The sequence below is a fragment of the Deinococcus sp. JMULE3 genome (genome assembly GCF_013337115.1).
Lineage (GTDB): Bacteria > Deinococcota > Deinococci > Deinococcales > Deinococcaceae > Deinococcus.
Map to the genome: position 1 here is coordinate 2,803,753 of NZ_SGWE01000004.1, position 18,363 is coordinate 2,822,115.

Consider the following 18,363-nt stretch of genomic DNA (forward strand, 5'->3'; position numbering starts at 1 on the left):
CGCCTGCTCTGCCCATCACGCCGCGCCGTGCCGGACGAAGCGGGTGGGGGTCTGCGCGGCGACCGCGGCGGCCTCGCGCGTCAGGCGCAGCCACTCGGCGCGCACCCCGTCCGGGCCGAGCACCTGCACCTGCGGCCCCCAGGACAGCAGCCACGGGAGGACGCTGCGGGGCACGCCTCCGGCGTCGTGCGGAACGAGCAGGGGCGCGTCCACGCTGCCGTCCGGGTTGATGCTCGGCTCGCCCAAGCAGGCGTGCCCGCCTTCGAGCACGCGGAATGTCGCCTCGCCCGTGAAGCGCAGGGTGACCGTCATGCTGCGCTCAGCTCTCACCGGGAGTGGCGTGCACGGCAGCGCGGGTGTCTGCGCCGGGTCGAGGAGGTCGGGGGTGAAGGTGCCATCCTCGGGCGTGACGTGCAGCATGCGGCCCAGGCGGTACGTGCGGACCTCGCCCGCGTGGTCGGGGTCGCGGCCCACGACGAGCAGGTCACCGCTGACCGGGTGCGCCTCGATCCGCAGGGGGTGCAGCCGCGCGGCACGCCGCTGTCCGGGCTGCCATTCCTGGAAGCGGATGGGGCGGCAGGCCAGCCACGCCTGCGTCACGGCGTTCAGCGCGAGGTCGGAGGCGGCGGGGCGAGCCGTGCCCGTGGTGGGCAGGGCCGCGCGGACGTGTGCGGGCAGCGGCGCGGCAAGCGCGGCGCGCAGCGGGGCGAGGCTGGCCGCCGGTTCGCTGCCGCGCGCCGCGAGGGCGTCCAGACCGCGCAGCAGCGTCAGTCGCGCCGCGCCGCCCAGGTCCGGCGTGCCGATCACGTACCCCTGGGGCGGGCCGGGCAGGACGCGCAGCTCGGGTTCCAGGCTCTGCAGTTCGCGCAGGTCGCGCGCCGTGACCGCCAGGGTCTGCCCGGTGGCCGCCGCGAGTTCCGCGACGGTGTGCGGCCGGGCGCGCAGCAGGCGGGCCAGGAGGAACAGGCGCTGGACGGGACTCTGGGCTCGCTCGGGCTGCTCGTCGGGGGTCATGCGTCCAGTCTGCGGAGAGGGTGTCCGCGAAACGTCCACGTTTCTGAGAATGCCGGATCAACAGGTGCTCAATCCGGCATTCCAGCCAGCGCCCGCTCCTCCCGCCACTCCAGCACCCACGGGTCGAAGCGGCCCTCGCAGAAGAAATCATCCCGCCCCCGCCCCGGCATGGATGGTTCCTCCCAGCGCGGCGCGTCCGACAGGCGCAGCACGCCCCCGTCCACCGTCAGCGCCCCCGGCCAGCCCAGCAGCTCGCGCAGCGCCGCCACCGCCGCACTCAGCGCCTTGCGCCGCGCGGTCGGCGTCTTCCCCGGCAGGTCCAGCGCGTCCAGCGCCCGCTCGCGCGACACCTGCCCGCCCGCCGTCACCAGCAGCGCCAGCAGGCCCGCCTCGGGCCGCGTGGAGCGCAGCGGCAACTCGTCCCCGGACATCCACACCCGCACCGGCCCGGCCAGACTGACCCGCACCGTCCACTCCGGCGGCGCGAACGTCACCACCCCGTACTCCTCCAGCAGCGCGGGCAGGTACGCGCGCACCCACGACCACCGCAGCGTCGCCAGCTGCGCGCGGATGCCGTCACCCGGCGGCAGCGGCTCGCCCCCCGCCTGCCGGGCGCACTCCGCACGGGCCAGCCACGAGAGGGTCCCCGCATGCTGCGAGTAACTGTCCGCGCGGCTCAGGGCCTCCTGGGCGCGCGGCAGATCCCCCGCGTGCAGGTACGCCAGCGCCAGGTGATTGAGGATCGCGTGCCGACCCGAGTCCAGCACCCGGTGCAGAGCGGCCGCCTCCTGCGCCATCAGAACGGCTTCGAACGTCTGCCCCATGAGGGCCAGGGCCTTCGATCCCGTGACCAGCGTTGAGGCCAGCCGATCGGGAGCAGAGATGTGTTCACGGGCTGAGCTCGCTGTCTGGATGGCGACGGGATACTGAGTCAGGTTCAGGGTCAGCAGTGCCCGCTGCAGGAACAGTTCTGAGGCGAGCAGGCCGTCCTGAGCGATTGCTTCCGCCTTTCGCAGGGCAGTCAGCGCTGCGCCCGGTTGACTGGTATCGAGAGCGATAGATACGAGTGACCGGTAAATGTAAGTGGAGGACGTCGGGTCGTGCCGCAGGTCACCCAGCGCTCGCGTCAGTTCGGTGGTCGCCTCGCCCACTTCCTGATGGTGTTGCAGGTCGAAGGCGAACTGAACGCGGGCCATCCCCCGGTAGTGGGGAAGCGCCTGAGCAATCTGCTGCTGGTACAGGTCCTTCCAGTGGGGGTGATCGAGCATGGCGGCTGCGCCCGCCAGCTGCGTGAGGGTCAGCGAACGGGTGGGGCCATCGGGTGCCTGCAGGACGCTGAACCGCGCGATGCTCAGGGCTAGTTCGCTGCGCCGGTGTATCAGGTGAAGGTGCGCCCGGAACGGCAGAAGCTGCCCGGAGGGTCTGACATCCAGCAGGTGGTCAAGGTCCTGGTGTCGTGCGCCCCGGAAGTACAGCCAGGCCAGGGCGAGGCCGCCCAGCTCGCTGCTGATCCAGTCCTGTGGCACCTCCGGCAGGGCCGCGATGATCGGGAGAACGTCTGCCGCTCTGTGGGCGTGCTGTGCCGCCTGGATCAGGTGATACAGCGTTCCCTCTGCGTCGTCACGGAGCAGCAGTTGACGGAGCGGGATGAGGGCATCGGGCACAGCGAGAGCTTAGCGGCTTGGTCTCACGTCCGGGGCCGCTCGTCGTCACCTGCCAGGAATGGCGAGTTCGGCACAGGTGCGGTGTCACTGAACAGGTGGAAGATCCAGATCAAAAAATACGCTGAAAACATAACGATGCTCCAGCCGCGGCCTGTCCGGTGTCCGTGGGGTGCCGGATGGTCTGGGCCGACTGAGGGTGGTGGAGGTGGCGCGGCCAGCGAAGCGGGAGGTCACCCGTTTTGGGCCGCCAGTGGGTGTGGAACGCCGTTCACCTCAGGCGTGGCTGGGGTGAAGGGTTCGGATGGAGCGTGGATTGAATCGGGAGTTCAGGTTCGGTCAGGGGTGCCCTGACGACTATGTAAATTATAGAACAATGTCACATATTTCGCAAATAGCAGAATGGGCGTAGGGGGCAATGCGCCACCTCACCCAGGAACGGCACGCCAGATCACCGACACCACCCCAGCCCCTCAGCAGGCCACAACCCCTACGGACATAAGAAAAAAGGCGGCCCACGCCGCCTCACTTCGCTCAGCCCGCGCTCATACGGATTCCGTTTGTTTCGTTGACAATCCGGAACTTCACCGGATTGCCAGCTCCACGTCCGGAACCCGTTTCTCTCCTCCTCGCTCCGCTCGGGTTGAAAGGTTTTGCAAACCTTTCAACCCGAGTCCGTATCAGATCACGCGCCGCTCCGGCAACGTCACGCCCCGACTCAGGCGCGCCTCCAGCCCGCGCACCACCCGCGACAGCACGAACGTCAGCCCGAAGTACACCAGCGCCAGCACCGCGTACACCTCGAACTGCCGGTACGTGGCGTTCGTGATGTACCTCCCCTGACTGAACAGCTCCTGCAGCGTCACCGCGCTCGCCAGACTGCTGCCCAGGATCAGGCTGATGAACTCGTTCCCCAGCGCGGGCAGCGCCACCCGCCACGCCTGCGGCAACACCACGAACCGCAGCGCCTGCCCCCGGCTGAGACCCAGACTCCGCGCCGCCTCCGCCTGCCCCGCCGGAACACTGCTGATCCCACCGCGCACGATCTCACTCGTGTACGCCGCCGAGTACAACCCCAGTGCCAGCACCGCCGCTGGAAAATCCGGCAGGGTCACACCCAGCGTCGGCAGGCCGTAGTACACCACCGACAGCAGCACGATCAGCGGAATGCCCCGCACCACCGTCACGTACGCGTCCCCCAGCCGTCCCAGCACCGGCACGCGCAGCACCCGCGCGGCCCCCAGCGCCGTGCCCACCAGCACCGACACCAGCAGCGCACACACGCTGACCGCCAGCGTCAGGCCCAGACCCGACAGCAGCAGCCGCGGGTACTCCCCGGACAGCACCGTCCGGAACCCCTCCAGAACCTCGGTCACTGGCGGCCCCCACCGGGCACGCGACCTCTGAACACCCTCACGCGGACACCATCACCGCCACACCATAGGACAGAACCCGCCCCGCCCGCGTCCCCCCTTCACGAAACGTGCACCCTGACTCCATCCCCACCACACGACCCGGTACGCTGAACGGCAGAAGCCCGGGGCGGCCCCGACCACCCCCACGCCCGCCCCACGGAAGGTGATCCACCCATGCGCGCCTGGCTGTACCTCCTGACCGCGATTGCCCTGGAGGTCAGCGGCACCCTCAGCCTGAAACACCTGCACGACCAGCCGCTGACGCACACGCTACTCACGTACGCCCAGCTGACCGGCGCGTTCTACCTGCTCTCCCGCGCGTTCCGGCAGATCCCGGTCGCCGTGGCCTTCGCCACCTGGGAAGCGCTGGGCCTCCTGAGCCTCACCGTCCTGGGCGCCACCCTGCTGGGCGAACACCTGCCCCCCACGCACCTGCTCGCACTGGGCGGCCTGCTGCTCGGCAGCGCCCTCCTGAGCCGAGGCACCCGGCACCCCACCACCGGGCAGCCCACCACGGACGCACAGCCCACGGCAGACGCGCAGACCACGGCAGCCCAACCGGCCCACCCCGCACCCACCGGCGGGCAGCCCGCATGACGGCCACCACCGCCCTCCTGATCCTCGGGGCCGCCCTGCTGGACGTCCTGGCGAACCTCCTCCTGAAACGCAGCGACGGCCTCGCCCGGCCCGCTTCCTTCGTGGGTGCCGTCCTGACCGTCCTGGCCGCCTTCAGCCTGATCGGCCTCGCCGCGCGGGACCTGCCGGTCGCCGTCGCCTACGCCCTCTGGGGCGGCCTGGGTATCGTCACGACCGCCCTGCTCAGCAGGCGCATCGACGGCGCCCGCCTGACCCCCACCGGCTGGGCAGGCCTCGCCCTGATCCTCGGCAGCCTCGCTGTCCTCAGCCTCACCCCGTAACACCACCCAACACAGCAGGGGCCGGAGGTCCGGTGGACACCCCACCTCCCCTCCGGCCCCCGCTGACGCCGTTACTTCTGCACGATCCACCTGTTCAGCAGCTTCTGGTACTCCCCGCTGGCTTTCAGGCGCGCCAGCGTCTTATTTGCCGCCGCCGCGAGATCACTACCCTTCCTGAACACCATGCCGTAATCCTCGGCCGCCAGGTCCTTCCCGGCCTGCTCGAACTGCCCCGGCAGGCGCTTTTTCAGGTCATCCACCGTCGGCGCGTCGCCCACCAGCGCCGCGATCCGCCCGGCCCGCACGTCCGCCAGTCCCGCCGCGAAATCGTCATACACCTTCAACGTCGCGCCCTTCGGTTTCAGCAGGTCGTTCGCCACGAACTGCCCCGTCGTGTTCCCCTGCACGCCGATCACCTTCCCCTTCACGCTCGCGGGCCACGCGAACTTCCCGGGATTCCCGGCCCGCACGATGAACACCTGCGCCGACCGGAAGTAAGGCTGGCTGAACGACACCACCTTCGCCCGCTCCGGCGTGATCGTGATGCCACTCATGGCCATGTCCACCCGGCCCGACGTGACCGCCTGCGGCATCAGCGCCCCGAACCCCACCGCGCGGATCTCCAGCCGCACGCCCAGGTCCTTCGCCACCGCCCGCGCGATATCGATATCGAAGCCCTGAATCTGCCCGTCCGGGCCCTTGAACTCGAACGGCGCGAACGTCGGGTCCGTGCCCAGCACCAGCACGCCCTTCTTCTTCACCTCGGCCACCGTCGCCGCCTGCGACACGCTCACCAGGGCCGAACCGAGGACCGCCGCAATCATCACGAAACGCTTCACCCCACCAGCATAGAACCCCGCGCGGCGCGCCGTACCCTGCCTGCATGGAATGGCCCGCCCCCACCGACTTCGTCCACGGCGACCCCCTCCCCCCACCACAGGCGTGGACGCGGCCCGGCCTCGTCATGACCTTCAACCTTGAATGCCCCGGCTGCGTCTCACGCGGCATCCCGTTCCTGAAACGCCTGCACGCCGAGTTCGGCGACGCCGTTCACCTCCTCGCCGTGCACACCAGCCACGGCCACCGAACACTCCCCAGAGAGGACGTGGAACCCACCCTGAAAAAATTCGCGCAGGACTACGCGAAACTCCCGTTCCCCGTCGCCCTCGACCTCACCGGCACCCTCGCCCGCGACTGGCACACCGAAGGCACCCCCCACTGGCTCGCCTTCGCGCCCGGCGGAGACCTCATCCGCAGCGTGTACGGCAGCCAGGACAACGCCCAGACCAGACTCCAGTACCTCCTGGAAGAATGGACCGGGCGCGGCGCAGAGGATCAGACCTAACGGGCGTCGGACGTCGCCTGGGCGGGCACGAAGATGCCGGACTGCAGGTCGTTCAGGGGAATGTTACTCAGGCGCACCAGCAGGGCTGTCTGGTGACCATTGACAGGGTCTGGTCCGAGCTGGGCGGGGTCCGTCACGAAGCGCAGGCGGGAGGCACTGGAAGACAGAGTGATCGCCCGGTCTGTCGCGACGGGCTGCACACTGAACGTGTAGTTGCTTCCGGCCCCGCGGCGCACCAGCATCACCACTTCACCGGCTGGCAGCGTGGTCAGTACACGGTGCTGGTGGGGACCGGTTTCCTGCCCGCTGCTTCGCAGGGTGAATTCGGTGGCGCCGGATGGGGGGGATAGAAGACTGCTCAGCAGTTCCAGGCTCAGGCCGCCATAGAACGCCGTCCCGATGGTCTGTGTGCGCTGTCCGAAGGTCAGACGCTGACCTCCGAACTGGATGGTGGGCTGCGCGAACCCGCTGAGGTGAGCGTCTGGGTAGACGGCCATGATTTCACTGGCGACGGCGGCGGCCAGGAAGTAGCGTTCGTTCTGCGCGGTGAAACTGCTGGGCAGCTTGAATTGACTGGCGGGTAGCTTGACCCGCACGCCGCTGCCGTCCAGTTGGGTGACCTGCCCTCCGGCAGCGGTGACGGCGCTGCGCAGGGACGAGAATGACAGGTAAGCGCCGGGGACAGTGGGGCCGGTGTAGGTGAAGCAGGTCACGCCGTCCCGTGCGCTGACAATGCTGACATGTTCGGGAACAGTGCCTCGCACGCAGGTGGGTTTCACGGGTCGTTCAGTCTGTACGGGGAGAATCAGCGATTGGCTGCCCCCTGCCAGGGCGTACAGTCCGGCGCTGATGCCGAGGGCGAGGGTTGCGGCGGTCAGGATGAGTTTTGGCATGGTGTACACCTGTGCCATGCCCAGGGTCACGCGGGTGGGTGGCCCGAGTTCACGGATGGCCTGGGCGGTGGCCTGAGTGGGGGTGAGGCCGCTGAGGATCAGGTGGTCGGCGCGTGTCAGGATGTGTTCTTCGAGTTCGTCCCAGAGTTCCTGGCGGCGCGCTTCTGGGAGGCCCCAGGTGGCGCGGGTCAGGTACGCGGTCAGGGCGCGGGGGGTGGTGTGGGCGGCGGTGGTCACGCGCCGGTCCCGCCGAGCTGGTTCACGGCGCCGGTGAAGGCGGCGAATTCCTGCCGTTTGGCGTTCAGGGTGTCGCGGCCCCGGTCGGTGATGGCGTAGTACTTGCGGGGTTTGCCGTTGCGGCCCGTTTCGCCGTGCTGCGCGGCGAGCAGTCCTTCGGCTTCCAGGCGGTGCAGGGCGGGGTAGAGGCTGCCTTCCTTGAAGTCGAAGTACCCGCCGGTGCGGTCGCGGGCGGCCTGGATGATCGCGAAGCCGTACAGGGGTTGCTGTTCGAGGAGGGTCAGGAGGATCAGGTCGAGGTTGCCGCGCAGCAGGTCTGGGTTCATGGGTGCTCCGGGGTGGGGCGTCGGCCGCGTGGCGTCCCGCGTGGTTGCGGCCCCTGCATAGCTATGTCTGCCTACATAGTCTGTCTTGGTTAGCTGGTTGTCAAGCTCAGTCTGCCTATGTAGTCTGGCCACAGGAAAGCCCCAGCACCGGGGTCGGTGAGCTAGGGCCAGGAGCGAATCGAGGGTCAGGGCGTCTGCTGGTCGACGTTCAGGGTGCTGGTGTCGGTGTCCTCGCTGACGACGTCGGGGGCCGTTTCGGTGTAGGTGCCGTCCTGCTCGGCGGCCGCTTCGGCGTCGCCGCGGTCCACGTAGCTGAACGTCTTGCCGTTCAGGCTGGTCACGGTGATGGTGTAGTCGCTCAGGCGTTCCGGGTCCAGGGTGATGACGCTGCTCTTGATCGTGTCGCCCATCTCCTGGCTGAGCGAGTAGTCGCCCAGCAGCGGGGACGTGCAGGGCTGGCCGTTCAGTCCGGCGGGCAGCTGCTGGGGCGTGGCGGTGGCGCGGGCGCGTTCCAGTGCCTGGATGCACTGCGTGCGGAAGTACAGGGCGTTGTCGATCTTCAGTTGCTCGGCGCGGTCGGCGTTGTGTTTCTCGAACATGCCGCTGCAGGAGGCCAGCGCGGCGGGCAGGGCCAGGATCAGCAGGAGGGGAAGGCGCATGACCCGAGTGTAGAGGCCAGGGAAACAGCCGGAGACCGCAGGTGCGGTGGATAGGCCAGAGGGCCTACAGCGCGGAAGACCCCCGGCGCCGCGTGGGGCTCGGGGGTCTTCTCGGACGGGGCGGGGTTCAGTCGATGCTGATGCGCCAGCGCCATTCGCTCGCGCGTTTCATGACGTGCGCGATGCCGCCGGTGATGGCGAGCTTCTGGTTCCAGGGGAGTTTCATCCAGCCGACGGCCATCAGGCCGCCCAGGCTGACGAACTCGCCCAGGGTGGTGGGTTCGTACGCTTCGGGTTCCTCGCCGCGCACGAGACGCATGATGTTCTTCCCGGTCAGGCGGCCCTGCTGCCCGGCGTGCTGGGCGGTGGTGGGCACGGGTTTGCCTTCCTGGTTCAGCGCGAGGCCCATGTCGCCGATCACGAACACTTCGGGGTAGCCCTTGGCGCGCAGTTTGTCGTCCACGGCGATGCGGCCGCCGGGGCCTTTTTCCAGTTTGCTGCCGCTGACGATGTCGCGCGCCTGGATGCCGCCGGTCCAGATGATCTTCCCGGCGCTGATGGTCTTCTGCTGGCCGTCGGCGGTCTGCACGGTGACGGTGTCGGCGGTGGCCTGCGTGATGCGGTGCCCGACGAGGATGTGAATGCCGTATTCCTCGAGGGTCTTCTGGGCCTTGGCGCGCAGGGCGTCGTCCAGGATCGGGAGGATCTTGGGTCCGGCTTCCACGAGGTAGATGTTGAAGGGGGGCAGGCCGCGTTCCTTGGTCAGGAGCTGGGCGCGCTGGGCGAGTTCGGTGACGAGTTCCACGCCGGTGAGGCCCGCGCCGCCCACGACGATGTCGCGGTTGCCCTGGTACTCGGTGGTGTAGGCGCGGTTGACGAAGTTGAAGATCTCGTCGGCGTCGCTGAGCTGCTTGAGTTCAGAGGCGTTCTCGGCCAGGCCGGGGATGCGGTAGAAGTTCGTGACGCTGCCCAGGCCGACGACCAGGGTGTCGTACGTGAGGACGCGGCCGTCCTTGAGTTTGACTTCCTTGTCGTCCAGGTTGACGGCTTCGACCTGCGCCTGTTCGAGGTTCACGCCGGTGCCGCGCAGCAGGGGCGCCAGGGGCAGGGTGACGGGGGTGTTGTGGGCCGCCGCTTCGTGGAGGCGGGTTTCGAAGGTGTGGTAGGCGTTCTGCTCCACCATCAGGGCTTCGAGGCCCGGGGCGGGCTTCATTTTGGTGGCGACAGCAAGGCCGGAGTAACCAGCACCAAGGATGAGGGTCTTCATTTCTCTTTCTCCTGTGAACGAATTCACGAGTCGGCTGGGAGGGCTCCCACCGGCACGCAAACACCGCTGGGGGTCGGGGACCTCCACACGGCAACAGTGTACATGTTACACCAAATACACCTGAACGCGCCCACACAGTGCCGTCTCATCTAGCGAGACCGTTCATCTCCGCCCGGTCAGGGAACCGGGACGTCAGCCCGCCCCCCTCACCCACGGCCCCCCGCGATCCGCGCCGCGTCCGGCGACCCGCGCAGCGCCCGCATCGCCAGCGCCCCCAGCAGCGGCCCCACCGCCCACAGCGCGAACAACCCCCCCACCCCAGCCGCGGCAGCAGCAGCGGCACCAGCGCGATCGTCACCGCCGTCAACGTGAACCCCAGCGCCAGCTGCGCCGTCATCGCCGTACCCGCGTAGCCCGGCTCGGCGATCTCACTCATGACCGTGCTGAACTGCGCGCTGTCCGCGATGATCCAGAACCCCCAGAACACACTCAGCGCCAGCACCACCCCCGGGGGCGGCGACCCCCACAGCAGCAGCCCCGCCAGGACCAGCGCCGCGCCGCCCGACAGCCACATGGACAGCTCCGTCAGGCGCGTGCGGCCCCAGCGGTCCCCCAGCACGCCCCCCACCACGCAGCCCAGCGCGCCCACCCCGACCACGCCGAACGTCGCCAGCGCCGCGCCCCGCACCGCGTCCGGCTGCCCCGCCCCGGTCAGCACCCCGCTGAAGAACAGCGCGAACCACGTCCACATGGCGTACAGCTCCCACATGTGCCCCAGGTACCCCAGCGTCGCCAGCGCCGGACCACGCGCCGACAGCACCCGCCACGCCTGCGCCGGCCGGAACGCCGGGGCGGCCCCCGCGAACGGTCCTGGCCCGACCGGCAGCGCCAGCAGCCCACCCAGCGCCGCCAGGGCGCTCGTCACGCCCACCACCACCCGCCAGTCCGCGCCGCCCAGCCCATTCACCAGATGCGGACTGGCCGACCCCAGCGTCAGCGCGCCCACCATGACCCCCAGCGCCAGCCCCCGCCCCCGCGTGAAATACGCACTCATGGCCCGCAGCGCCGGAGGGTACACCAGCGCCAGCGCTGCCCCCACCCCCGCGCGGGCCAGCAGCGCCCCCCACAGGCCCGGACTGAGCAGCAGCGCCGCGTTCGCCCCCGCCGCCAGCAGCGCCCCCAGCGCGATCAGCACGCGCGGCTGCACCCGGTCCGCCAGATTCAGCAGCGCACTCAGCACCGCGCCCACCACGAACCCCAGCTGCACCGCCAGCGTCAGCCACGACCCCTGGAACGCGTTCAGGCCCCAGCCCTCCCGCAGTTGCGGCAGCGCGGCCGCCGCACTGAACCACGGACTCATGCCCAGCACCACGCTGCACGCCAGCAGGATCAGCGCCGCCGTCGGGGACAGGCGCGCCGCAGGCGGCAGGGCGGGCGGCGCAGGATCGGTCATAGGGCCAGCATCAGGCAATGGGGCAGGGGAGGGCATCGCGTGCCCCTCACCCTACGCGACGCCTGATCAGAAGGCGTCTGATCAGAAGGCGTCCAGCGCGGCGCGGCGCGCCCGCACGACCGGGCGGCGCGGGTCCCCGGCGGGCAGCAGGTCGTCCAGCACGTCCAGGCACTCCGGGTCGTCGAAACGGGACGCGTAGCGCCACAGCAGGTCCGGGTCGCCACTGCGGCACACCGCCGCCTGCACCGCCGCGCCCAGGTACTCCCGCCAGTACGTCAGCAGCGGCGACGCCGAGTTCGGGAGCAGCGGCCCGTCGAACAGCTCCGCCGCCTGCGCGGCCCGCCCGGCCAGCAGGTGTTCCTCGATGCGCTGCGCGTCCAGCGTGACGGGCACGCTCAGCCGGTACGGGCGGGACGCGATCTGCCCGCCCAGCAGCGCCCGCAGCGTACTCACCTCGGACTTCAGGGTGCTCAGGCTGACCGGCTGATCCCCGTACACGTGCGCGTGCAGCGCGTCCAGGCTCAGCCCGCCCGGATTCAGGGCCAGCACGCCCAGCAGTTCATGCTGCCGGGGCGTGAGGTGCAGCCGCCTCCCCCCCAGCGTCACGCGCGGCGACCCGCAGAACGACAGGCTCAGTGCGTCCGCCGCGCCGTGCGGGCGGCCCCCGATCGCCTGTTCGATCTGCGCCGCGTAGTGCCGCGCGCTCGCCAGGCCCAGCGGCGTGCTGTGCTCCCAGGTGCTGCTGAGGTCCAGCACGCCCAGCAGCGCCCCCGACCCCGGATCGCGGATCGGACTGGAGTAACACACCCAGTCGTGCACGGTCTGCACGTAGTGCTCCGCGCTGAACACCCGCACGGGCCGCCGCGTCCGCAGGGACAGTGCCAGCGCGTTCGTGCCGACGGTGCCCTCGCCCCACTGTCCGCCCGGCACGAAGTTCACGCGCCGCGCCAGGGCCGTCATGCGTTCACTGCCCTGCGTCCACAGCAGCGTGCCGTCCACGTCCCCCACCGCGACGATCAGGTCCGCGTCCTCCGCCAGGCGGGTCAGTTCCGGAATCAGGCCGCGCATGCCGTACTCCAGCGCACTCTCCCGCCACGCGTGCCGCACGTCCGTTTCGCTCAGGACCGGCGCGCACACCCGTTCCGGCGACACCGTCAGCGCCGAACGCGCCCAGGACGCCGCGACCTCCGGGGTCACGGTCGGCCCGGTCGTGTCAGGCCCAGCCGTGTCAGGCCCAGCAAGGTCAGCCCCAGGGACGTCAGGCCGGACCTCCGGCGCGCGGCGGTGCACGAAGCCGCCCCACGCGCGGATCAGCTGCTGACGTTCCAGCGACAAGCGGTCATTCATCACGCCCCGAACCTCCACACGGCCCCTCGAAACGGCCCGACTCTCCGAAACGGTCCCGCCCGGCCCCGGCGGACCCCACTGCATTCTGATGCCCCCACGCTAGCACCTCCGGGAGTCCGCACCTGATTCCAACCTTGGTGTGTTTAGATGGTGAAGGTCAGACAACTCGGCGGTTCACCCCTGAACCAGCGCACTCCACCCCAGCCCGTGGGAGGCACGCATGAACGTCACCCTGCAAGTGAACGGCAAGACCTACACCCGTGACGTGGAGCCCAGAACGCTCCTCGTTCACTTCCTCCGCGAGGACCTCGGCCTGACCGGCACGCACGTCGGCTGCGACACCAGCCAGTGCGGCGCGTGCACCGTCCACCTGAACGGCGACGCCGTCAAGAGCTGCACCGTCCTCGCCGTGCAGGCCCAGGGCATGGACGTCACCACCATCGAGGGCATCGGCACGCCCGGCGACCTGCACCCCCTCCAGACCGGCTTCTGGGAGGAACACGGCCTGCAGTGCGGCTTCTGCACGCCCGGCATGATCATGAGCTCCGCCGAACTCCTGAAGCACACCCCCAACCCCACCGAGGACCAGATCCGCCACCACCTCGAAGGCAACTACTGCCGCTGCACCGGGTACCACAACATCGTCAAGGCCGTGCAACACGCCGCGAGTGCCATGCAGGGCTCCAGTCAGGCCGCCGACGATTGAGGCCGGGGGCGATGAGCTCTGAGCCCTGAGCTCTGAGCTCTGAGCCCACGCGCCGCTTCCTCACAGCCCACAGCTCATAGCACACGGCTCAGAGCCCACAGCGCACTCCCAGGGAGGCATCACCCCATGAGCGACACCCGGACCGAGAAGTACTTCGGACAGGCCCTCAAGCGCAAGGAAGACCCGCGCTTCATCACGGGCACCGGCAACTACACCGACGACATGGTCCTGCACGGCATGGTGCACGCCGCGATGGTCCGCAGCCCCTACGCGCACGCGAAGATCACGGGCATCAACACCGACTCCGTGAAGGACATGCCGGGTGTGATCCGCGTGCTGACCGGTCAGGACGTCGCGGACGCGGGCCTGGGCAGCATCCCGGTCGGGTGGCTGCTGCCGGAACTCAAGACCCCCGCCCACCCCGCCATCGCCCTGACGGAAGCGAACCACGTCGGGGACATCGTGGCGGTCGTGATCGCCGAGACGCGCGCGCAGGCCGAGGACGCCGCCGCCGCGCTGGAAGTCGACTACGAGGCCCTTCCTGCCGTGGCGACCACCCACGCCGCCGTCGCCGACGGCGCGCCCCTCGTACACGACGACGTGCCGGGCAACGTCGCCTTCCGCTGGGAGATCGGGGACGAGGCCGCCACGAACGAGGCCTTCAACGGCGCGGCCCGCAAGGTCAGCGTGAAGCTCCGCAACCACCGGCTGGTCGCCAACCCCATCGAGCCGCGCAGCAGCCTCGCGCAGTTCACCCCGGCGGGCGGCGACTACCTGCTGTACACCACCAGCCAGAACCCCCACATTCACCGCCTGATCATCGCGGCGTTCGTGATGAGCATCCCCGAACACAAACTGCGCGTGATCAGCCCCGACGTGGGCGGCGGCTTCGGCACGAAGATCTTCCAGTACCAGGAAGAGGTCATCGTGCTGCTCGCCGCGCGCCTGATCGGCCGCCCCGTCAAGTGGACCGCGCGGCGCAGCGAGGCGTTCGTCAGCGACGCGCAGGGCCGCGACCACGACACCGAAGCCGAACTGGCCGTCAGTGACGACGGCATGATCCTCGGCTTCCGCGTGAACACCCTGGCGAACCTCGGCGCGTACCAGACGCTGTTCGCACCCGCCGTGCCCACGTACCTGTACGGCACGCTGCTCAACGGCGTGTACAAGATGCCCGCCATTCACGCCAAGGTCACGGGCGTCATGACGAACACCGTTCCCGTCGACGCGTACCGCGGCGCGGGCCGCCCGGAGGCCACGTACCTCATCGAGCGGATCGTGGACATGGCCGCCCACGAACTGAACATGGACCCCGCCGAACTGCGCCGCAAGAACTTCATCGGCCCCGACGAGTTCCCCTACCAGACGCCCGTGGCGCTCGTGTACGACAGCGGCGACTACGAACCGGCGCTGGATCAGGCCATGCAGATGATGAACTACTCGGCCCTGCGCGAGGAACAGGCCCGCATGAAAGGCGGGAAGAAGATCCTCGGCGTGGGCCTGATCTCCTTCCTGGAAGCCTGCGGACTGGCCCCCAGCGCCCTGGTCGGCATGCTCGGCGCGCAGGCCGGACAGTGGGAATCCAGCCTCGTGCGCGTGCACCCCACCGGGAAGGTCGAACTGTACACCGGCAGCCACAGCCACGGGCAGGGCCACGAGACGGCGTTCCCGCAGATCGCCGCCGACGAACTCCAGATTCCCATCGAGGACATCGAACTCATCCACGGGGACACCGGCCGCATGCCCTACGGCTGGGGCACCTACGGCAGCCGCTCGGCCGCGGTGGGCGGCAGCGCCCTGAAGATGGCCCTGCAAAAGATCACCACGAAGATGAAGAAGATCGCCGCGCACCTGCTGGAAGCCAGCGAGGACGACATCGAGCACGAGGGCGGCACCTTCCGCATCAAGGGCGCTCCCGACAAGAGCAAGACCTTCTTCGACATCGCCCTGATGGCCCACCTCGCGCACAACTACCCGGCCGACCTGGAACCCGGCCTGGAAGCGACCGCGTTCTACGACCCGAAGAACTTCGTGTACCCCTTCGGGACGCACATCGCCGTCGTGGAAATCGACACGGACACCGGGCACGTGAAACTGCGCGACTACGGCAGCGTGGACGACTGCGGCCCCCTCATCAACCCCCTGATCGCCGAGGGACAGGTGCACGGCGGCGTCGCCCAGGGCATGGGCCAGGCACTGCTGGAAGAAGCCGCGTACGACGAGGACGGCAACCTGCTCGCCGGAACGTACATGGAGTACGCCATGCCCCGCGCGGACGACCTGCCGTTCATCCAGCACGGCCACACCGTCACCCCCAGCCCCCACAACCCCCTGGGCGTCAAGGGCATCGGCGAGGCCGGAACCATCGCCAGCACCGCCGCCGTCGCCAACGCCGTCATGGACGCCCTGTGGCACGAGGCGGGCATCGCGCACCTCGACATGCCCTACACCGCCGAGAAGGTCTGGCGCGCCCTGAAAGACGCGCGGGCCAGCCAGCCCCAGGCCGCCGACGACTGAAACGTTGATGGGTGAAGGTTGATGGTCGATAGACCGTCCCTTCTCCATCAACGGTCACCTTTCAACCATCAACCCCATCCCGGAGGGATTCATGTATCCAGCCAATTTCGAGTATCAGAAGGCCGAGAGTGTCGATCAGGCCATCGCCGCCCTGGCCGGGAACCCGGACCTGAAAGTGATCGCGGGGGGGCACAGCCTGCTGCCCGCCATGAAACTCCGTCTGGCGCAACCGCCGGCCCTGCTGGACATCTGGGGTATCCAGGAGATGAAGGGCATCACCCGTGACGGCGACTGGTTCGTGGTGGGCGCGATGACCACCCACGCGGACGTGCTGCGCAGCGACCTCCCCCTGTTCCCTGAGGTGGCGGGCTGGGTCGGCGACCCGATGGTCCGCAACCGCGGCACCATCGGCGGCAGTCTGGCGCACGCCGACCCCAGCGCCGACTACCCCGCCGCCGCCCTGGCGCTGGGCGTGGAGTTCGTCATCCGCGGCCCCGACGGTGAACGCACCGTCCACGCCGACGACATGTTCCAGGGCATGTTCGAGAGCGCCGTGCAGCCCGGCGAACTCCTGACCCACATCCGCGTCCCCGCGACCACGCAGGCGAGCGCGTACGAGAAGTTCCGCCACCCTGCCAGCCACTACGCCGTCGTGGGCGTCGCCGTCGTCCGGCACGCCGACGGGAGGGTCCGCGCCGCGTACACCGGCGCCGCCGAGAAAGCCCACCGCCTGAACAAACTGGAAGACGCCGTGAACGGCTCCCAGGCCGTCCCCACCGGACTGGTCGACGCGGGCGACCTGCTCGGCGACCGCTTCGCCAGCGCCGAGTACCGCGCGCACCTCGTGGACGTCCTCGCCGCCCGCGCCACCGAACGACTCGGGTAAACCCGATTCAGGGCCAGCGGCACCCGGGCACCCAGCCGGGTGCCGCTGGCCGTTCCAGAACCACGCGCACACTCACGTCCGGCGGAACGTCTACCACCCCGGAATCCCCCAGCGTGCGGGAGTACCCACCCTCGACCAGCGCCGAGAGCTCGACGGTCAGCGGACCGTACGACCAGACCTCCGGGAAGTCCGTGTCCGGGTTCCTCAGCGCCTGCCAGATCCGCTCGCCCAGCACCTTCCGGTCCCCGGCGGCCAACCCGAAACAACGCGTGGCGTACTCGCGCGCCAGTCGGCCCAGGCGACTGCCCAGGTCCGGCAGCGCGTACGGATACGACGGACTCTGCGTGTTGAACGCCAGCACCACCCGCGTCACCTGCCCACGGTCGCCCGACAGGAGCACGTCCAGTTCACTGTCGATCCGCACGATCACCCCACCCCCCTCCGCCGGAACGGTGGCCGCCGAACGGGCACCCTCCAGCAGGACCGGCGTCCGGGTGACGGACAGAGGAGCCGCGACGAGCAGACCGCTGAGCAGGACTGGCCACATGCACCGACTGTACGCCCCGGCTACTGGATCAGGCCCGCCACGCCGTTGATCGTCACCGCGATGATCACCGTGCCGAACACGAATGACAGCAGTGCGTGCCCCAGCAGCAGGCGCCGCATCGCGCGGGTGTTCAGGTTCGTGTCGCTCACCTGATACGTCATGCCGATCGTGACGCTCAGGTACGCGAAATCCCAGTACGTCGGCTCCTCCAGATTCCCGTCCCCGTGCGGGAACAGGATGCCGCGCCCGTCGCGGTAGTACAGCCGCGCGTAATGCAGCGCGTACTCGGTCTGCACCAGCAGCCAGCTGCCCGCCACCGTCCCCACCGCCAGCAGCGTCAGCAGCACCTCGCGAGTGCCCCTGGCGTCGTGCGCGTCGGACAGCAGGAACATCACCCCGATCAGACTCACCAGCGCCGCCGACGTCGTCAACGTGCCCGCCACCGCCCGGCTGTCGTCCTCCCGCGTCGCCAGCTCCCGCGTCCGTGCAGGCCCAGCCGTCATCATCAGAGGCCACAACTGCGCCATGACCGTCAGCGTGAACGCCACCCAGCCCAGCAGGAGGCGTGCCTCCGGCGGCCAGGTGGCCGGGGTGAGCAGCCCGGCCACCAACCCCACTCCCAGGCCGATCAGGAGACGACGCGCGGCAGGTGGGGGCCGCCGGGAAATCATGGTCATGCGGCGAGCCTACACCGGGCCCTGTCATCGCACGCTCGTGAAGCGTTCATGCCCGCTGGCTACCGTGAACACCATGAACCGACTGACCCTGACCCTCGCCACCCTGATCCTCGGCACCGCGCACGCCGCCACACCCCCCGTGCAGGTCAACTACCGCGTGTACCAGTACGCCTGCGCCGGCGGGCAGAACCTCAAGGTGTACTACGTGCAGTTCGGCGACCAGCCCATGTTCGCCATGCTCGACTGGAAGGGCCAGCGGCACGGACTGGCGCAGGCCATCAGCGCCAGCGGCGCCCGCTACGCCAGCCTCAGCGGCCCCGCCGGAGCGCGCGGCGGCCTGCAATGGTGGGAACACCAGGGCACGGCGGAACTCAGCACCTTCACCGGGAACAGCACCACCACCACGAAAACCCTCCTGACCGGCTGCAAGACCACCGGACGCTGACCGCCCTTCGGTAAGTCTTTTCGCTCTCGGTGTTGTCTCGTGGGGGCGCGT

General features: G+C 69.4%; 19 protein-coding genes. 7 read left to right on the forward strand and 12 right to left on the reverse strand.

The window, feature by feature from the left end; translation table 11 throughout:
* Window positions 1–15: 15 nt before the first annotated feature.
* The 3 genes from EXW95_RS16465 to EXW95_RS16475 form a co-directional block, all read right to left on the reverse strand.
* Entirely contained in the window at window positions 16–1,014 is a 999-nt protein-coding gene (locus EXW95_RS16465; RefSeq protein ID WP_174368361.1) for a YafY family protein, read from the reverse strand.
* Between the two features lie 68 nt (window positions 1,015–1,082).
* The gene (locus EXW95_RS16470; protein ID WP_174368362.1) at window positions 1,083–2,678 is read right to left on the reverse strand and encodes a tetratricopeptide repeat protein; all 1,596 of its coding nucleotides are present in this window, start codon (window positions 2,676–2,678) and stop codon (window positions 1,083–1,085) included.
* Between the two features lie 677 nt (window positions 2,679–3,355).
* Window positions 3,356–4,051, reverse strand: coding sequence for an amino acid ABC transporter permease (locus EXW95_RS16475; protein WP_174368363.1), 696 nt, complete (start codon window positions 4,049–4,051; stop codon window positions 3,356–3,358).
* 213 nt (window positions 4,052–4,264) lie between these two features.
* On the opposite strand from EXW95_RS16475, the gene EXW95_RS16480 reads away from it, so the two are divergent.
* On the forward strand, window positions 4,265–4,687 hold the full coding sequence (locus EXW95_RS16480) for a multidrug efflux SMR transporter (RefSeq protein ID WP_174368364.1): 423 nt from the start codon (window positions 4,265–4,267) through the stop codon (window positions 4,685–4,687).
* Window positions 4,684–5,007: a multidrug efflux SMR transporter gene (locus EXW95_RS16485; RefSeq protein WP_174368365.1), complete on the forward strand. Its 324-nt coding sequence runs from the start codon at window positions 4,684–4,686 to the stop codon at window positions 5,005–5,007. The genes EXW95_RS16480 and EXW95_RS16485 overlap by 4 nt, the downstream gene beginning before the upstream one ends.
* Before the next feature lie 71 nt (window positions 5,008–5,078).
* Here EXW95_RS16485 and EXW95_RS16490 read toward each other — a convergent pair whose 3' ends face one another.
* Window positions 5,079–5,846 (reverse strand): ABC transporter substrate-binding protein, encoded by a 768-nt coding sequence (locus EXW95_RS16490; RefSeq protein ID WP_371810127.1) that lies wholly within the window; start codon window positions 5,844–5,846, stop codon window positions 5,079–5,081.
* 44 nt (window positions 5,847–5,890) lie between these two features.
* Here EXW95_RS16490 and EXW95_RS16495 point away from each other — a divergent pair, with 44 nt between their 5' ends.
* A complete protein-coding gene (locus EXW95_RS16495) occupies window positions 5,891–6,352 on the forward strand; it encodes a TlpA family protein disulfide reductase (protein WP_174368366.1) in 462 nt (153 codons plus the stop codon).
* Here the strand turns inward: EXW95_RS16495 and EXW95_RS16500 are convergent.
* The 6 genes from EXW95_RS16500 to EXW95_RS16525 all read right to left on the reverse strand — a co-directional run bounded on the left by EXW95_RS16500 (window position 6,349) and on the right by EXW95_RS16525 (window position 12,534).
* Window positions 6,349–7,482: a permease prefix domain 1-containing protein gene (locus EXW95_RS16500; RefSeq protein WP_174368367.1), complete on the reverse strand. Its 1,134-nt coding sequence runs from the start codon at window positions 7,480–7,482 to the stop codon at window positions 6,349–6,351. The genes EXW95_RS16495 and EXW95_RS16500 overlap by 4 nt on opposite strands.
* The gene (locus tag EXW95_RS16505) at window positions 7,479–7,808 is read right to left on the reverse strand and encodes a PadR family transcriptional regulator (protein ID WP_119672495.1); all 330 of its coding nucleotides are present in this window, start codon (window positions 7,806–7,808) and stop codon (window positions 7,479–7,481) included. The genes EXW95_RS16500 and EXW95_RS16505 overlap by 4 nt, the downstream gene beginning before the upstream one ends.
* Window positions 7,809–7,993: 185 nt before the next feature.
* Window positions 7,994–8,467 carry a hypothetical protein gene (locus EXW95_RS16510; RefSeq protein ID WP_174368368.1) on the reverse strand — a complete coding sequence of 158 codons (474 nt, stop codon included), beginning with the start codon at window positions 8,465–8,467 and terminating at the stop codon, window positions 7,994–7,996.
* Between the two features lie 127 nt (window positions 8,468–8,594).
* A complete protein-coding gene (locus tag EXW95_RS16515; protein WP_174368369.1) occupies window positions 8,595–9,734 on the reverse strand; it encodes an NAD(P)/FAD-dependent oxidoreductase in 1,140 nt (379 codons plus the stop codon).
* 145 nt (window positions 9,735–9,879) lie between these two features.
* Window positions 9,880–11,187 carry an MFS transporter gene (locus EXW95_RS16520; RefSeq protein ID WP_254605659.1) on the reverse strand — a complete coding sequence of 436 codons (1,308 nt, stop codon included), beginning with the start codon at window positions 11,185–11,187 and terminating at the stop codon, window positions 9,880–9,882.
* 81 nt (window positions 11,188–11,268) lie between these two features.
* Window positions 11,269–12,534 carry a GAF domain-containing protein gene (locus EXW95_RS16525; protein ID WP_174368370.1) on the reverse strand — a complete coding sequence of 422 codons (1,266 nt, stop codon included), beginning with the start codon at window positions 12,532–12,534 and terminating at the stop codon, window positions 11,269–11,271.
* Window positions 12,535–12,754: 220 nt separating this feature from the next.
* Here EXW95_RS16525 and EXW95_RS16530 point away from each other — a divergent pair, with 220 nt between their 5' ends.
* The 3 genes from EXW95_RS16530 (at window position 12,755) to EXW95_RS16540 (ending at window position 16,643) form a co-directional block, all read left to right on the forward strand.
* Entirely contained in the window at window positions 12,755–13,240 is a 486-nt protein-coding gene (locus EXW95_RS16530) for a (2Fe-2S)-binding protein (protein WP_174368371.1), read from the forward strand.
* Between the two features lie 126 nt (window positions 13,241–13,366).
* The gene (locus EXW95_RS16535) at window positions 13,367–15,757 is read left to right on the forward strand and encodes a xanthine dehydrogenase family protein molybdopterin-binding subunit (RefSeq protein ID WP_174368372.1); all 2,391 of its coding nucleotides are present in this window, start codon (window positions 13,367–13,369) and stop codon (window positions 15,755–15,757) included.
* A gap of 91 nt (window positions 15,758–15,848) precedes the next feature.
* Window positions 15,849–16,643, forward strand: coding sequence for a xanthine dehydrogenase family protein subunit M (locus EXW95_RS16540; RefSeq protein WP_174368373.1), 795 nt, complete (start codon window positions 15,849–15,851; stop codon window positions 16,641–16,643).
* A 7-nt stretch (window positions 16,644–16,650) separates the two neighbouring features.
* Here the strand turns inward: EXW95_RS16540 and EXW95_RS16545 are convergent, their stop codons facing one another.
* Together EXW95_RS16545 and EXW95_RS16550 are read right to left on the reverse strand one after the other, a co-directional pair.
* Window positions 16,651–17,190: a hypothetical protein gene (locus EXW95_RS16545; RefSeq protein WP_174368374.1), complete on the reverse strand. Its 540-nt coding sequence runs from the start codon at window positions 17,188–17,190 to the stop codon at window positions 16,651–16,653.
* A gap of 20 nt (window positions 17,191–17,210) precedes the next feature.
* Entirely contained in the window at window positions 17,211–17,867 is a 657-nt protein-coding gene (locus tag EXW95_RS16550; protein WP_174368375.1) for a DUF1345 domain-containing protein, read from the reverse strand.
* Between the two features lie 73 nt (window positions 17,868–17,940).
* Here EXW95_RS16550 and EXW95_RS16555 point away from each other — a divergent pair, with 73 nt between their 5' ends.
* Window positions 17,941–18,312, forward strand: a complete 372-nt coding sequence (locus tag EXW95_RS16555; protein WP_174368376.1) for an MliC family protein — start codon at window positions 17,941–17,943, stop codon at window positions 18,310–18,312.
* Window positions 18,313–18,363: the final 51 nt, after the last annotated feature.

Coding starts and splice junctions, on each gene's coding strand:
- EXW95_RS16465 (WP_174368361.1), bottom strand. CDS start 1,014: ATGACCCCCGACGAGCAGCCCGAGCGAGCCCAGAGTCCCGTCCAGCGC.
- EXW95_RS16480 (WP_174368364.1), top strand. CDS start 4,265: ATGCGCGCCTGGCTGTACCTCCTGACCGCGATTGCCCTGGAGGTCAGC.
- EXW95_RS16485 (WP_174368365.1), top strand. CDS start 4,684: ATGACGGCCACCACCGCCCTCCTGATCCTCGGGGCCGCCCTGCTGGAC.
- EXW95_RS16495 (WP_174368366.1), top strand. CDS start 5,891: ATGGAATGGCCCGCCCCCACCGACTTCGTCCACGGCGACCCCCTCCCC.
- EXW95_RS16505 (WP_119672495.1), bottom strand. CDS start 7,808: ATGAACCCAGACCTGCTGCGCGGCAACCTCGACCTGATCCTCCTGACC.
- EXW95_RS16510 (WP_174368368.1), bottom strand. CDS start 8,467: ATGCGCCTTCCCCTCCTGCTGATCCTGGCCCTGCCCGCCGCGCTGGCC.
- EXW95_RS16515 (WP_174368369.1), bottom strand. CDS start 9,734: ATGAAGACCCTCATCCTTGGTGCTGGTTACTCCGGCCTTGCTGTCGCC.
- EXW95_RS16520 (WP_254605659.1), bottom strand. CDS start 11,187: ATGACCGATCCTGCGCCGCCCGCCCTGCCGCCTGCGGCGCGCCTGTCC.
- EXW95_RS16525 (WP_174368370.1), bottom strand. CDS start 12,534: ATGAATGACCGCTTGTCGCTGGAACGTCAGCAGCTGATCCGCGCGTGG.
- EXW95_RS16530 (WP_174368371.1), top strand. CDS start 12,755: ATGAACGTCACCCTGCAAGTGAACGGCAAGACCTACACCCGTGACGTG.
- EXW95_RS16535 (WP_174368372.1), top strand. CDS start 13,367: ATGAGCGACACCCGGACCGAGAAGTACTTCGGACAGGCCCTCAAGCGC.
- EXW95_RS16540 (WP_174368373.1), top strand. CDS start 15,849: ATGTATCCAGCCAATTTCGAGTATCAGAAGGCCGAGAGTGTCGATCAG.
- EXW95_RS16545 (WP_174368374.1), bottom strand. CDS start 17,190: ATGTGGCCAGTCCTGCTCAGCGGTCTGCTCGTCGCGGCTCCTCTGTCC.
- EXW95_RS16550 (WP_174368375.1), bottom strand. CDS start 17,867: ATGACCATGATTTCCCGGCGGCCCCCACCTGCCGCGCGTCGTCTCCTG.
- EXW95_RS16555 (WP_174368376.1), top strand. CDS start 17,941: ATGAACCGACTGACCCTGACCCTCGCCACCCTGATCCTCGGCACCGCG.